Genomic DNA, 14700 nt, shown 5'->3' on the forward strand with positions numbered 1-14700 from the left:
CTAGTTATTTAGTTTGAACTATTAATAGTGTACCACTAAATATATTTCAACAAAAACAAAAAAAAAGAAGCAAGCACCTTTAGCTTGCTTCTTTTTACTTTATATTCTCTTCTAAAGCATCTTTTTTAATATTCCAATGAGATGTATTCCATACTACCATCCCATCTTTTATGTATAACACTTGCGGTGATTCATGTCTAATACTGTATTGTTCTGCAACACGATTTGACACATCTCTCGCATCTTGTACGTATAAGTAATACGCTGGTACTTCTCTTTCTTCGCTGCAATACGCTTGAAATTCTGTGTATGCACCGTGACTAATTGGGCATGTCGTACTGTGTTTAAAAAGAACATACGGCTCGTTCTTTTCTACTAAGACTTCAAGCTCTTCAATTGTTTCAAGTTTTGTCATATTCATCACGATTCACCTCTCATACGAAATCTAGAGCGTTTCTCTTTCTTTTCAGCTTTTTTCTCAATTCTTTCTAATTTACGCTCTTCTTTTTCAACCTTCTTCTCTTGTCTCGACGCACGGTAATGATTGTATACTTCAATCGCCGCACTGCTCCACTGTACAACTTGCGCTACTTTATCAGCGTTATTTTCAATTTCGTCCGTTACAGAGTCTGATACATTACGAAGCTTCGTATTTAAAGATTGGATTGTCGTTCCAATCCCATCTACACCCGCTACCACTTTATTTAATGACTGTGACTTCTGTTGAATATCATCAGCTAACGCATTCGTTTTATGTAATAATTGCTCTGTCTCTACGCTAATTCCTTGCATTTGTTTTTCTAAACCTTCTAACGTGCTTGCAACGTTTTCTAACGTCTTCTGAACCGATAACAACGTTCTACATACATACACTACTAATACTGCGAAAGCAACCGCGATAATAGCCGCACTTACATATAAAAGAACTTGCATTTCATCACTTCCTTTATCTTTTTCATACTTTCCCCTATTATACAATCATTTTCCGTTTCATTCTAATCCCTATCTCATCATTAGAATTTTCATACTTATTCGTTAACTGTAACATAAATCATTCAACAAATTCCACTAAGTAGGTTACAATAGGAGAGGATACATAATTAGTAGGGAGGCTTTACATATGAAAGATCCACGTATTGAAAAGTTAGCATACAATTTAATTAACTACTCTATCCGCTTACAAAAAGGTGAAAAAGTATTAATTGAAAACTTTGGCTTACAAAAAGAACTTGTAACTGCACTTGTAAAAGAAGCATATGCAGCTGGTGGTTTCCCATTCGTCTCTTTAAAAGATCATCAAGTAGATCGCTCTTTATTAATGGGTGCTACTGAAGAACATTTCGAACAAATCGCTGCATATGAAGCAAGCGTAATGAAAGACATGGACGCTTATATCGGCCTTCGCTCTGGCGATAATATTAATGAACAAGCTGACGTTCCAAGTGAGCGTATGAAAGTTCATGGCCAAACAGTTGGTAAAAAAGTTCATAGAGACATTCGCGTTCCAAAAACACGCTGGGTTGTTCTTCGCTACCCAAATGCTTCTATGGCACAGCTTGCTAAAATGAGTACAGAAGCTTTCGAAGACTTCTACTTTGAAGTATGTAACTTAGACTACGGTAAAATGGATAAGGCGATGGACAGCCTTGTTACATTAATGAATAAAACAGATAAAGTTCGTTTAACTGGTCCTGGAACTGACTTAACATTCTCTATTAAAGACATTCCAGCAATTAAATGCTCCGGTCATTTAAACATTCCAGACGGTGAAGTATACTCTGCACCAGTTCGTGATTCTGTTAACGGTACAGTTTCTTACAACACACCATCTCCTTACAACGGTTATACATTTGAAAATGTACAACTTAAGTTCGAGAACGGCCAAATCGTTGAAGCAACTGCAAACGATTCAGAACGCATTAACAAAATCTTCGATACAGACGAAGGCGCACGCTACGTTGGTGAGTTCGCAATCGGCGTAAACCCATACATCTTACATCCAATGGGAGACATCCTATTCGATGAAAAAATCGATGGCAGCTTCCACTTCACTCCTGGACAAGCTTACGACGATGCATGGAACGGTAACAACTCGAACATCCATTGGGACTTAGTATGTATCCAACGCCCTGAATACGGCGGCGGCGAAATTTACTTTGACGACGTACTAATCCGTAAAGACGGGCGCTTCGTTGTACCTGAATTAGAAGCTTTAAACCCAGAGAACTTAAAATAATAAAAAAAAACGCTCGGGATTTTTCCGAGCGTTTTTTTTATTAATACTTTAATAACTCTTTCGCCACATCTTCTGGCACTTTAAAACTCATTTTCTTATTTTTCATTTCAACTTCGACATAAGGGACATCTTTATATACTGTCATCGTACCAATTTCATGTAACTCTTTTTTATCTTTACTCGAATCCAATAATTTCGGTGTATCCTCTTGATACATTGTAAATGTTTTCCCTTGCGGAGTATCTAAAGGAGCCGATTGCATTTTCCACTTATCCATTTTCATGACTTCAAACAGCTTTTCAATTTTTTTCTTATCGGTAATTACTTTTTTCTCACTTGAATCAGTAAGTGATTCAATTTCAACTTTTTGTGCCTTTTCTAAGTTCATATCAGCCTTTTCCTTCTTCGCACTACACCCTATTAAAAGAAAGGATGCAGTTAACAGAAGTAAAAATAACATAAGGGCTTTTTTCATTTCTAATCCCCCTAACTACATAATGCTACTTTTCTCACTTTTTGTTTGCTGAAAATGAAAATAATATAAAAGCGCCACTGCAATAGTACTTATTAATATTGGTATATATAAGGGCAAATCCCATTTCATATATACTCTAGTGCAAATAGCAAGCACCAGTAATATTTCTAAGCAAAACAAAGGTTTTACATATTTCATTTCTTACCCACCATTTCTATTTTCACATGTGGATTTTCTTTTTCGATAAGCGCCAAAAATTCATTCATATCTTGCGGCATCGCAACCATATGTACTTTATATGCATTCGTCGTAATTTCAAGAGACTTTCCGACCTGACGTATAATTCTCACATCTTTTAATACAATATCATCATTTAAAATACCGTACTTTAATACGCCATTTTCTACTTTATGTTTTTTAATAAATACTTCCCAAACGAGTGGTACATTTACAATGAAGCATAAACCCATCCCAATCAACGCTGACATCCAATGCGCTTTATTAGTGAAAAGCATGACAATTGGATATATAAACATAAAAACTAACGTAAGGCAAACGAAAATGACTACTGACTTACTTCTTTGAATTGGAAAGTTCATACCTACACCCCCTAATCCAAATTATACCACTATTTCCATTTTGGTTCATAGAAAAAGGCCATTTCTAAATGACCTTTTACACAATGTACCTATAAAATTTCTTATCTACCTGTAGCACCGGAAAGTTTTTCGGCAACTCGTCTATACTCACACTTTGAAAACCATTCTTTTCATAAAAGCGATGTGCCGCTAAAAATTTTACTGTTGTTCCTAAGTAAATATCTTTCAATTTTTTATCCTCAGCCCATGAAATTGCTGTTTGAAGCAACATATGTGATGCGCCCCATTCTTTTCCGCGAAACTCTTTTTGTACGAACATTTTTCTTAGCGCTACTTGATGATTCTCAATATCTAATAAAGCTACTGTTCCAACTACTTTACCATCATAAATTGCTACCCAAAAGTTTCCGTGATCCTTTTGATAGAATGTTTCTATTTCAAGTAAATCAGGTTGCTCTTCTTTCGTAATTGAAACATTATACTCTTTTTGCTGAATATGAACGATAAGATCTACTACTTCCTCTTGAAACGTACTTTCATATGGAACAATACGAATCTTCTCGTTCATCGAATCTCTTTCCATTCTGAAGCTAGTAAACTATATACAGCGATATCATGAAAATGATCATATAGCCATTCTTCATCTCGTAAAATACCATCTAACTTAAATCCTAAACGTTCTGGAATTGCGCGGCTTTTCGCATTTCCAACACCGCACCGAATTTCAATTTTATTCAGCTTTAAATTTTCAAATGCATAGTGAAGTACAGCCTTTACGCTACGCGTCATAATACCTTTCCCGCCAGCATCTTCTGCAAGATAATACCCAAGACTCGTCGCTTTCTTCCCCCAGCTCACTGGATGAATGCCTACCATCCCAACGAGCTTTCCTTTGTAACGTATACCACTTTCAAAACCGTCTCCCTCTGCAAACTTCTTTAACCACATCGGAAAAATTTCATCATAAGCATCAGCAGATTTTGTCCCATCTACCCAAGGGAGCCATTTCCGTAAATGATTACGGTTTTGATCTAATAATTGATATAATTCCTCTTTATGATGTTTTTCTAGTAATTGTAGTTCGATTTCGTCATCTACTCGGAGTGTGAACATGTTTTTTAGTCCCCTTTTTAGTTTTCTTATTATTCTAACATTTATATTTCAAAACGCGTACCAATATATCAACGATTTTTGAAACATATCGAACACAACTCCATATATATCGACGTTTCAACATTAATGCACAACCACGACAACATAAAAAAGACGCACAGCCAAGCTATGCGTCTTTTCTATTATTTCTCTGCAACTTGAACTTCTTTTACGTAAGCCGCTTCGAATTTTTGGATGTCACCTGCGCCCATGAAAATTAGAACGCCGTTTTTATGTTTCTTTAATACATCCGTTGTTGTATCTGTAATTAATTCTGCACCGTCAATACGCTTTTGCAGATCTTCGATTGTTAATTCACCTTTGTTTTCACGTGCTGATCCGAAAATATCACATAAGTATACTTGGTCAGCTTTGCTTAGGCTTTCTGCGAACTCATCTAAGAACTTTTCTGTACGTGAAAATGTATGTGGCTGGAATACAGCGACAATTTCACGCTCTGGATGTTTTTGACGAGCAGCTTCAATCGTTGCATTAATCTCTGTCGGATGGTGTGCGTAGTCATCGATGATTACTTGCTCTCCCATCGGCTTTTCATTAAAGCGACGTTTTACGCCTTCAAAAGTTGTTAATTGATGTTTTACTGCTTCTACATCAACATTTTCATAATGGCAAAGCGCGATTACTGCTAACGCATTTAATACGCTGTGATTGCCGTATCCTGTAATTTTGAACGTATCATAGTACGTGTTACGAACGAATACATCAAATATCGTACCATCTGTTCTCTTTTGAATGTTGCGTGCTTGGAAATCATTATCTTCTCCAAATCCATAGAAAATAACAGGTACTTTCGCTTGAATTTTTTGAAGTTCTTCATCATCTCCACATGCAATAATGCCTTTTTTCACTTGCAATGCCATCTCTTGGAATGCACTGAATACATCATTGATGTCTGCAAAATAATCTGGATGATCAAAATCAATATTCGTCATAATTGCATAGTCTGGATTATAAGACAAGAAATGACGACGATACTCACAAGCTTCAAATACAAAATACTTACTATTTTCTACCCCATGCCCTGTTCCATCTCCAATAAGGTAAGATGTTGGGTGTGCACCTTGCATTACATGGGCTAACAAACCTGTTGTTGATGTTTTTCCGTGTGCACCAGTTACAGCAACACTTGTGTATTGGCTCATCAGGTCACCTAAGAAATGATGGTAACGATGGACTGGGATGTTTAATTCTTTTGCTGCTACGATTTCTTCATGCGTATCAGGAAATGCATTTCCTGCAATAATCACTTGTCCTTCTTCTACATTATTCTTATCAAAAGGAAGGATCGAGATACTACGCTTTTCCAACGCTGTTTGTGTAAAGAAACGCTTTTCATAATCAGACCCTTGAACAGTATGCTTCATATCATGAAGAATTTGCGCTAATGAACTCATTCCTGTTCCTTTAATTCCTACAAAATGGTAAACTGTCATCTTAAAGAACCTCCAACATTTCGAACTAATACAACGGCCTATCTATAAGACAGTATATGAATCTTTTCTTATTTTGGTAATCATCATACATTTTTGATGTAGTGAAGTTATTCTTTCCCTTCACTTATCAGGATAAACTCGTACGTACTTCTTTATATGTCCATAATAAGTCCATTATAGCAAAAAAGAAGCCGCTATACTATGATAACAGAAAAACTGATAGGGTCAATCACCTATCAGTTTTTCTCTCTTTTACATCTCTTCTCTTTTTTCTAATTGAACACGCTCTAAACGTGGGTTTGGACGATATTTACGACCAGCTTTTGCTTCTGGTTTCCCATTTAGTTCTACATTATCACCAGTAAAGCCAATATTCATTTTTAATAAGCTACTTCCTACCCCGTATATGTCAACAGGTACGTTTTGAGCTTCAAATTCACGAATACGCTTCTCATCAAATCCACCAGTTACAACGATATCTACATGCTGGAATCCTTCTTCATCAAGTGCTTTACGAAGTGCGAATACAAGCGATGGGTTTACACCACGTGGATCGAATGTTCCAAGTACTTCTGGGTGGCGAATAAAGTATTGATCAATCATCGTGCGGGACGTATCTACACGTACACCTTTTAATGTTGATCCAAATTCACGCGCTACGCGAAGTGCATCTGTAATGACATCATTGTTGTAATCAATTAATACAACTAATTCATCTTCTGGGAATTTCTTATGATATGCTTTTGCCGCTTCCACAACATCACCATTAAACATTTGAATTAATGCGTGAGGCATCGTCCCCATACCACTTTTGCCCCACCATTCATTCATCGCATGCGTCGCTTGTGCGCTCATACCTCCGATGTATGCTGCATAACCGTCACCAGCTTGTTGTGTATAATGATCATCACGATCTCCCATGAAAATAACTGGTTTTTCTTTATCTACGCTACGCGCAGCTTGGACAACGTTATATACGTTTGTCGCAACCGATGTACGACGAGCTAAAATCCCATCAATGACACCTTCTAAAAATCCGAAATTTTCATAAGGACCATGAATTGTTAACACTGTTTCAAATGGACTAATTTTATCGCCATCTTTTAAAGAGTTAATTTCAAGTTCCTCAGGATTTTTAGCGAATGTTTGTAGCAATGCAATTACTTCATCCGTTCCGCAAAGAACTGCATTTTCCTTTTGGAAAAATTGCATCGTTACAACACTTTTCGGGCGAAATTCTTCGATGATTTCTCTAGTCTTTAAAAAGTAAACGGCAGAGAACCAACCTTCTCCAACACGTTCGTCAAATTTAAATGTTTTATTTGTTAGTCTATTTATTTCACCTTTTAATTTTAATTCAATTTCTTTCATGTCGCTTTACTCCCTACTTTACTATCCAACATTTTCTCTTAGTATACAGCAAAACCGTTTACTATACATTTGTTTCCTGCATAGCGGCAAATTCATCCTCAGAAATAAGGACATCTCTCGGTTTCGTTCCTCTACCTTCAGAAATAATTCCTTGCGATTCCATCTCTTCAATGAGACGTGCCGCGCGATTATAACCGATGCGGAATTTTCGCTGTACAGAAGATGTGGACGCTCCCCCTTGTTCTACAACAAATTGACATGCATCAAGGAACAATTCGTCTTCCGACTCAGCTTGTTCTGTTTTCGCTAATAAATCCTCTTGCTTAAATAAGTAATTCGGCTTCATTTGCTTTTTCACATGATCAACTGTTTTTTCAATCTCATCATCCGATACGTATACACCTTGTACACGAACTGGTTTAGATGTACCGTTCCCTAAGAATAACATATCACCACGGCCAAGTAATTTCTCCGCGCCCCCAATATCAATAATCGTACGCGAATCAACTTGAGATGATACAGTAAACGCAATACGCGTTGGAATGTTTGACTTAATTAAACCTGTAATAACATCTACAGATGGACGCTGCGTCGCTACTAATAAATGAATACCACAAGCACGTGCTTTTTGCGCAATACGACAAATCGCTTCCTCAACATCACCAGGTGCTACCATCATTAAATCGGCTAACTCGTCAATGACAATAACGATATAAGGTAATGTCTCTCCTGGAATTTCTCGCTCACTTACAATCGTATTGTAGCGAGTTAAATCACGAGCACCTGCGTGTGCAAACAATTCATAACGGCGTTCCATTTCCTCAACTGCCCATTTTAATGCAGCTGTCGCTGCTTTTACATCCGTAATAACAGGTGCTACAAGATGCGGAACAGAATTGTATGGTGCAAGCTCAACCATCTTCGGATCAATTAACATTAACTTCACTTCATGTGGTTTCGCTTTATATAAAATACTCGTTAAAATCGCGTTAATACACACACTTTTACCTGAACCCGTTGCACCCGCAATAAGTCCGTGCGGCATTTTTCGAATATCCGTTACAATTGGGTCCCCTGAAATATCAAGTCCAAGCGCAACAGTAAGCGGTGATTCACTCTTTGTGAATACAGGACTTCTTAAAATTTCGCGAAGAAATACTGGCTTGCTTTCTTTATTTGGAACTTCAATTCCAATTGCACTCTTCCCTGGAATCGGCGCTTCAATACGAATATCTTTCGCAGCTAAACTTAACTTAATATCATCACTTAAGTTTGTAATTTTATTTACTTTCACACCTGGGTCTGGCTGTACTTCAAAACGAGTTACCGCTGGCCCTTGCGATACATTAATAACATGTGCGCCAACGTGAAAATTATTAAACGTTGTATCTAATAATTCTTTCTGCTCCTCTAACCATTCTGTATTATCTAACGCTGATTGCTGTGGAATCGACAACAGCGCTAATGGTGGAACAGTATATGTCGGTGGTGTATGCAATACATTTCGCATATCGTTCTCTCTTTGATTTACAACATATGCTTTCTCTTGTACTTCCGTACTTGAAATTGGCTTTTGTACTTGCTCTACCACTACTTGCTGCATTGGTTGCTCTTCCACTTGTGGTTCTGCTACTTGCTGCACTGGGCGCTCTTCCACTTGTGGTTCTACTACCACCTGCTGCACTGGGCGCTCTTCCACTTGTGGTTCTACTACCACCTGCTGCACTGGACGTTCTTCCACTTGTGGTTCTACTACCACCTGCTGCATTGGGTTTTCTTCCACTTGTGGTTCTGCTACTACTTGCTGCACTGGGCGTTCTTCCACTTGTGGTTCTGCTACTACTTGCTGCACTGGGCGTTCTTCCACTTGTGGTTCTGCTACCTCTTGTTGTACTGGCTTATTCTCTACTCGTACATTAGCAGAAGGCTGCATTGCATTTGCTCTAGCTGCATGTCTTTCCATTAATCGTGTTCTATCTTGTTTCAACATAACAACATTAAATGGTACATGGCGTTTTTTCTCACGTTTTGGTTCTTCTTTTTGTACAACTGGTTGCTCTTCTGTGATTGGTGTTTCTTCTACAACTCGTTGCTCTTCTACGACTGGCGCTTCTTCTACAACTCGTTGCTCTTCTGCGACTGGTGCTTCTTCTACAACTCGTTGCTCTTCTGCGACCTGTGCTTCTTCTACAACTCGTCTATTTTCCTCTGTTTCTGCAATTAAAACATTCGCAAAGCTTTGAACATCTTTCTTCGTTTGTTCATCAGCCTCAGCAACATGTATGAATTCACTCTTTTGTTCAATTGCTTCATCTTCTTGCTGAATTTCCTCAAGTGCTACAAATGTCTCTACTACAGGCGCTTTTGTTTCTGCAATCACTTCTGTTTCTTCTGCTTCCGCAATTACTTCCACTTCTTCTGACTCTTCTGTTTCTGTAATTACTTCCACTTCTTCTAGCTCTTTCGCTTCCGCAATTACTTCCACTTCTTCTGACTCTTCTGTTTCTGCAATTACTTCCACTTCTTCTGACTCTTTCGCTTCCGCAATTACTTCCACTTCTTCTGACTCTTTCGCTTCCGCAATTACTTCCACTTCTTCTGACTCTTCTGTTTCTGCAATTACTTCCACTTCTTCTGACTCTTTCGCTTCCGCAATTACTTCCACTTCTTCTGACTCTTTCGCTTCCGCAATTACTTCCACTTCTTCTGACTCTTTCGCTTCCGCAATTACTTCCACTTCTTCTGACTCTTTCGCTTCCGCAATTACTTCTACTTCTTCTGACTCTTCTGTTTCTACAATCACTTCTACTTCTTCTGCTTCCGCAATTACTTCCACTTCTTCTGTTTCCATAACTACTTCTTCTGGCTCTTTCGTTTCTGCAATTACTTCCACTTCTTCCGTTTCCGCAATTACTTCCACTTCTTCTGACTCTTCCGTTTCCGCAATTACTTCCACTTCTTCAGGTGCCTCTGTTTCCATAACTACTTCTTCAAGCTCTTCCGTTTCTGCAATTACTTCTACTTTTGACACTTCTTCTGGTATTTCCACAATGATTGTTTCTTCAAGTTTTTCTTCTGCTTTGACAATCACTGATTCTTCTGGAGCTTGCTTTTCTACTTCAATAGTAGGTTGTTTTATTTCTGTATTACGTTTAATTTCTTCTGATAATATTGTATCCTCGTGCTCTACTTTAGAAGCTACTAATTCTTCTTGTAGATTGTTTTCGTTTAACACCACTACATCTTTTTCTAGCTTAGCACTTTCCATCTGCTCAGCTACTGTTTTATGAAGTAATTCATCCGCTGAAACTTCCTGCGGTGTACTCATTTCTTTAATCACTTCTTTTTCTTCTACTAAAGGCACTTGGCGTTCAATTTCATAACCGTTTTTCTCTAGCCATTGATCAACTACTGACTTTTCTTCCTTTTTATTCTCTTCATATTGTTGCTCTCCTTGCTGGTTAGCAGCTCTATGACTAGAAGAAGTTGGTGCTTGTCCTTCTGAGAAATCAGATAATTTATATCCTTTTTTCTCTAACCATGCATCAACGACTGATTTACCCTCTACAGATATTTCAAGATCTTCTCTTTCTTTTACTTCCTCCTGCTTTTCAACCTTTTTCTCTACTGAAGGACGATTATATCCATAAATTGGCGAAATCATTTCTGTTGGACGAAATGGTCTACGGTTACTCTCTTGCGAAGGTGCAGATGCCTTTTTAACGACAGACTCCCGCACCGGTTCATATTGCACTTCCAGTTCTTCATATGTAGAAACAACCTTTTCCACATACGGTCGTCTGCTTCTTTCCACCTTTATTCCTCTTTGGGCAGTCGGTTCTTCATATGCTACTCCTTGAACAGGTTGTTCTTCAAAGCGATTTACTTCGCTTTCATCCTCTTCATCGAACCCATTATCCGGTACTAAAGGAAAACGGCATTTACCTGCATTCCTACTTGCCATTTGTGCTTCTCTTGCTTCAGTGTAGTGGTTTACACGAGGAATTTTCGGCTGACTTTCAATTTGCTTTGGTACTTCTTTATTCATCGCTGTTTGTTCTTCCTCTTTGTTAAACAGCTTTTTCATCCAATCTAACATGCTTACCACTCTTTCTACTAAATAGTAACATCCTTTATTGTATCAGCATTCGGCAAAAAGTGCAGGTAAAATTAAGCATGTCATATTTATCCACAATATTCTAATTTACGAGTGTTTTCATATGGAAAAACGCAGCCTTTCATGTAAGACTGCGTTTAAGCTTTACTCTTCCGATATGCATCTACACTATCCGTTACACTTTGCAATAAAGAATTTACATACTGCGGGTCAGATAATTTTTTGTCTTCTTCATAGTTTGACATAAACCCAAGTTCTAATAACACACCAGGAACCTTTGCCCAATTAAATCCAGAAAGATCATCCCGAAATTTAATTCCATTTACTTTTACTTGCTGGTTCTCCCTCATTTTATTTACAATCATTTGAGAGATTTGAAGACTTTCCGCATAAATCTCTTTCGTATACGGACTTCCTTCTGCCGGCGTCAATACAGCGAATCCACTTTCGTTTGGATTTTCAGAACCATCTGCATGAAGACGTAAAAATAAATTCGCCTTATGATTATTTGCGAATGTCGCCCGTTCTTTATTACTTATATCAACGTCTTGTGATGTTCTCGTCATTAATACTTGTATCCCTTTTGCTTCAAGCTTTTCTTTTAATAAAAAAGCCATTTCTAATACAAGTACAGCCTCTCTCTTTTTCGTCACAACACCTGTTGTACCGTCTGTCACTTTATATTTTTGCGTTGTTGCCCCTGGTCCAATTGGCTCTAAATTTAAATTCGCTTTTTGTTGATGTCCTGGATCAATAACGACGAGAAACTTCTCTTGTTTTTCATTACCCTCTACTTTTTGTTCATTATTTTGCACTGGTTGCTCAGTTGGCTGTACTGGCGTAGTTTCTTCTTTCTTTTCCTCAGATGATACTTCCTCTTGCTTATGTTCTACTTGCTCATTCGTTTGAATTGCTTGCAATTCTTCGTTTATTTCTTGTTCTTGCTGTTTTTCTACCGGTGCGTCTTCTTTGGTATCTTTGTTTTTCTCTTGTATAGAAGATTTAGTTTCTTTTTTCGGCTGCTCTTGTGAACAACCGGCCATATATATTCCAATGAATGCAATCATGCTCATTATTTTTATATACTTCATACTTCTCTCCCATCACTTTGCACCGGATTCAAAGTTTTTCTTATAATTGCCCTATAATCTCATCCATATTTCCAATATAAACTGGCTGCCATTTTTCTGTACCACGTTCTGCAGTATAAACCGGATAAGCGTCATCATCTATATTTACGAAAACTGGATTGCCCATATCCGTTTCATATCCAATTGTAATCCATCCTTCTTGCCACTTTCCGTTTTCTTCACTTATTAATGAATTTTTATGTTTATCGTATCGGTAACCGATTTGTCCTTTTTCTAATTCACTTTCACTAAACACATATATTTCATAAGTACCTAGCTCAATATCTTGCTGTTTTGAAGTTTCAATTCGTTTCAGAAGTTCTGCGATTTTTGGTTGTTGTTTCATAAGTCTATCCCCTTCTATTTTTCTAAATTTTAACTAGATTGTTTATAAAATACAATATGGATTTTGTGAAAAAGGTGACATCCTTATAATATGAATGATTTTTTGAATATATCTGTCAAAACTCTCAATATATCAACAATTTTTCAAATATATCTATCGTAACTCTACATATATCAACGATTTTTCAAATATATCTATCGTAACTCTACATATATCAACGATTTTTCAAATATATCTATCGTAACTCTACATATATCAACGATTTTTCAAATATATCTATCACAACTCTCAATATATCAACGATTCAACACGAAATTTCGATTTACCGAAAAAGAATGTAAAAAAAGAGAGACTGTCCAAAAGGACAACCTCTCTCTTCTTATATCAATTAAAATTTAAACTCTTGTCCAACTTCAAAGCTATCTTCTAATACAAGAATACCTTTTTCTTGTGGAGCATCTGGAAGCTCTAATTCACGTGCAGAGCAGATCATTCCAGAAGAAGGAACACCGCGAAGTTCTGCTGGTTTAATTAACATACCACTTGGCATTACAGCACCAATTTTTGCAACGACAACTTTTTGTCCTGCATCAACGTTTGGTGCACCACATACGATTTGTAATGTTTCTGTACCGATTTCTACTTTACAGATGTTTAGCTTGTCAGCATTTGGATGCTTTTCTTTTTCAGCTACATAGCCTACAACAAATTTCGGAGAAAGATCTGCTTCTACTGTTTCTTCAAAGCCATTCTTCGCTAAAATTTCGTTGATTTTCTCTACAAGCTCTTTCGTTAATGTAAGGTTGCCTGTTTCTTTTACTTCTAAGTAAGAAGATGCATTAAAGATGTTGAATCCTGCTGTTACATTGCTTTCACGATCATATACGCGTGCAACATCTCCTTTGCGATCAAAAGTACGGTTCTCTAAAGTAATATCTTGTAAGGCAACAATTAAAGTGTCACCAATTCCTTCAAGGTTGTAAAAAACGTTCACTTCGTTCATCCTTTCTCTTTTCCATCTGTCTTCTTCCGATTTTTCGCTAAAATAAAGATTGGTTCAAATTCTCCATCTTCATATACGAATGAAAGTGATGTAATCGGAACATGCCCTTCGGCAAAAAATTTCATTGTCATTTGTGCAATAATATCATAACCGATTTCGTTGACGATATCAGCAATAATTAATACATCTTGGTGAGGAACAGCAACAACCATGTCACCAGAAATCTTTTCACGCATCGATTGTAGTAACGATTCGTTTAAAATACGAGTCGCGTCATACCCATCATTTGTGTTTAAAAAGTAGAATGTATTACCCGCTACTGTGTCTTGTTTAAATTCATAACCTAATGAGCGTGCGTTGAATAATGCCATTTCACGCACTTGCTGTTCTGTAAGTTCTAATTTTTGTAATAGACGCTCATCAATTAGTCGATACGTTTTATTCGAATCTAGCGCGTAGTAAATACGTGTTTCCGCCGTATGATCCGTCATAATAAACGGATTTCCTTCTTCTGCTTGTTTCGGGAAAGAAGTAGAGCGAATAACAGGTAAAATTTTCGCTCCGCTATTTTCTTCTTTATGCATCGCAATTAGCGCTTCTTGTACGTAATAAGCAACTTCTTCAATTGCCTTTTCCTTGTTCACTTCCCATTTTGCCACAACTCCTGGAAGCGATACGTTAATACCTTTTTTGGAGTCTTTTTGTTCAATACGTAAAACTTCTTTCTCACTATCATACTGAAAGTCCCATTCTGGGCGAGATAATTTCTTTATTAACTCATCTTTCATCTTTTTACTTGTCATCTTCATCTCTTTTT

15 protein-coding genes are annotated in these 14700 nt (G+C 37.3%); 1 reads left to right on the plus strand and 14 read right to left on the minus strand.

Features of this window, described 5'->3' with window-relative positions; all coding sequences use genetic code 11:
* Positions 1–94: 94 nt before the first annotated feature.
* Both ytxJ and ACX9TM_RS23705 read right to left on the minus strand, forming a co-directional pair.
* The gene (gene ytxJ, locus ACX9TM_RS23700) at positions 95–421 is read right to left on the minus strand and encodes a bacillithiol system redox-active protein YtxJ (protein WP_001057469.1); all 327 of its coding nucleotides are present in this window, start codon (positions 419–421) and stop codon (positions 95–97) included.
* Positions 421–933, minus strand: coding sequence for a DUF948 domain-containing protein (locus ACX9TM_RS23705; protein WP_001197720.1), 513 nt, complete (start codon positions 931–933; stop codon positions 421–423). The genes ytxJ and ACX9TM_RS23705 overlap by 1 nt, the downstream gene beginning before the upstream one ends.
* A gap of 187 nt (positions 934–1120) precedes the next feature.
* Between ACX9TM_RS23705 and ACX9TM_RS23710 the strand changes: the two genes are divergently transcribed.
* Positions 1121–2236 (plus strand): aminopeptidase, encoded by a 1116-nt coding sequence (locus ACX9TM_RS23710; RefSeq protein WP_000654729.1) that lies wholly within the window; start codon positions 1121–1123, stop codon positions 2234–2236.
* Positions 2237–2276: 40 nt separating this feature from the next.
* Here ACX9TM_RS23710 and ACX9TM_RS23715 read toward each other — a convergent pair whose 3' ends face one another.
* The 12 genes from ACX9TM_RS23715 to ACX9TM_RS23770 form a co-directional block, all read right to left on the minus strand.
* The gene (locus tag ACX9TM_RS23715; RefSeq protein ID WP_000709855.1) at positions 2277–2711 is read right to left on the minus strand and encodes a hypothetical protein; all 435 of its coding nucleotides are present in this window, start codon (positions 2709–2711) and stop codon (positions 2277–2279) included.
* 15 nt (positions 2712–2726) lie between these two features.
* Positions 2727–2909, minus strand: a complete 183-nt coding sequence (locus tag ACX9TM_RS23720; RefSeq protein WP_065382383.1) for a hypothetical protein — start codon at positions 2907–2909, stop codon at positions 2727–2729.
* Positions 2906–3310 (minus strand): PH domain-containing protein, encoded by a 405-nt coding sequence (locus tag ACX9TM_RS23725; RefSeq protein WP_001010641.1) that lies wholly within the window; start codon positions 3308–3310, stop codon positions 2906–2908. Before ACX9TM_RS23725 ends, ACX9TM_RS23720 begins: the two co-directional genes overlap by 4 nt.
* 76 nt (positions 3311–3386) lie before the next feature.
* Entirely contained in the window at positions 3387–3878 is a 492-nt protein-coding gene (locus ACX9TM_RS23730) for a GNAT family N-acetyltransferase (protein WP_001003163.1), read from the minus strand.
* Positions 3875–4423, minus strand: a complete 549-nt coding sequence (locus ACX9TM_RS23735; RefSeq protein WP_000494681.1) for a GNAT family N-acetyltransferase — start codon at positions 4421–4423, stop codon at positions 3875–3877. Before ACX9TM_RS23735 ends, ACX9TM_RS23730 begins: the two co-directional genes overlap by 4 nt.
* A gap of 182 nt (positions 4424–4605) precedes the next feature.
* The gene (gene murC / locus ACX9TM_RS23740) at positions 4606–5916 is read right to left on the minus strand and encodes a UDP-N-acetylmuramate--L-alanine ligase (RefSeq protein WP_000219468.1); all 1311 of its coding nucleotides are present in this window, start codon (positions 5914–5916) and stop codon (positions 4606–4608) included.
* A 252-nt stretch (positions 5917–6168) separates the two neighbouring features.
* On the minus strand, positions 6169–7287 hold the full coding sequence (locus tag ACX9TM_RS23745) for a nicotinate phosphoribosyltransferase (protein ID WP_000658370.1): 1119 nt from the start codon (positions 7285–7287) through the stop codon (positions 6169–6171).
* Between the two features lie 61 nt (positions 7288–7348).
* Positions 7349–11386, minus strand: coding sequence for a DNA translocase FtsK (locus tag ACX9TM_RS23750; protein WP_077393178.1), 4038 nt, complete (start codon positions 11384–11386; stop codon positions 7349–7351).
* 155 nt (positions 11387–11541) lie between these two features.
* The gene (locus tag ACX9TM_RS23755; RefSeq protein ID WP_000874035.1) at positions 11542–12495 is read right to left on the minus strand and encodes an N-acetylmuramoyl-L-alanine amidase; all 954 of its coding nucleotides are present in this window, start codon (positions 12493–12495) and stop codon (positions 11542–11544) included.
* 40 nt (positions 12496–12535) lie between these two features.
* A complete protein-coding gene (locus ACX9TM_RS23760; RefSeq protein ID WP_000813340.1) occupies positions 12536–12880 on the minus strand; it encodes a hypothetical protein in 345 nt (114 codons plus the stop codon).
* Between the two features lie 388 nt (positions 12881–13268).
* Entirely contained in the window at positions 13269–13883 is a 615-nt protein-coding gene (gene ytpR / locus ACX9TM_RS23765) for a YtpR family tRNA-binding protein (protein WP_001006770.1), read from the minus strand.
* Positions 13880–14692 (minus strand): DUF1444 domain-containing protein, encoded by an 813-nt coding sequence (locus ACX9TM_RS23770; RefSeq protein WP_000784588.1) that lies wholly within the window; start codon positions 14690–14692, stop codon positions 13880–13882. Before ACX9TM_RS23770 ends, ytpR begins: the two co-directional genes overlap by 4 nt.
* Between the last annotated feature and the right edge of the window lie 8 nt (positions 14693–14700).

The organism is Bacillus sp. LH1 (genome assembly GCF_057924895.1).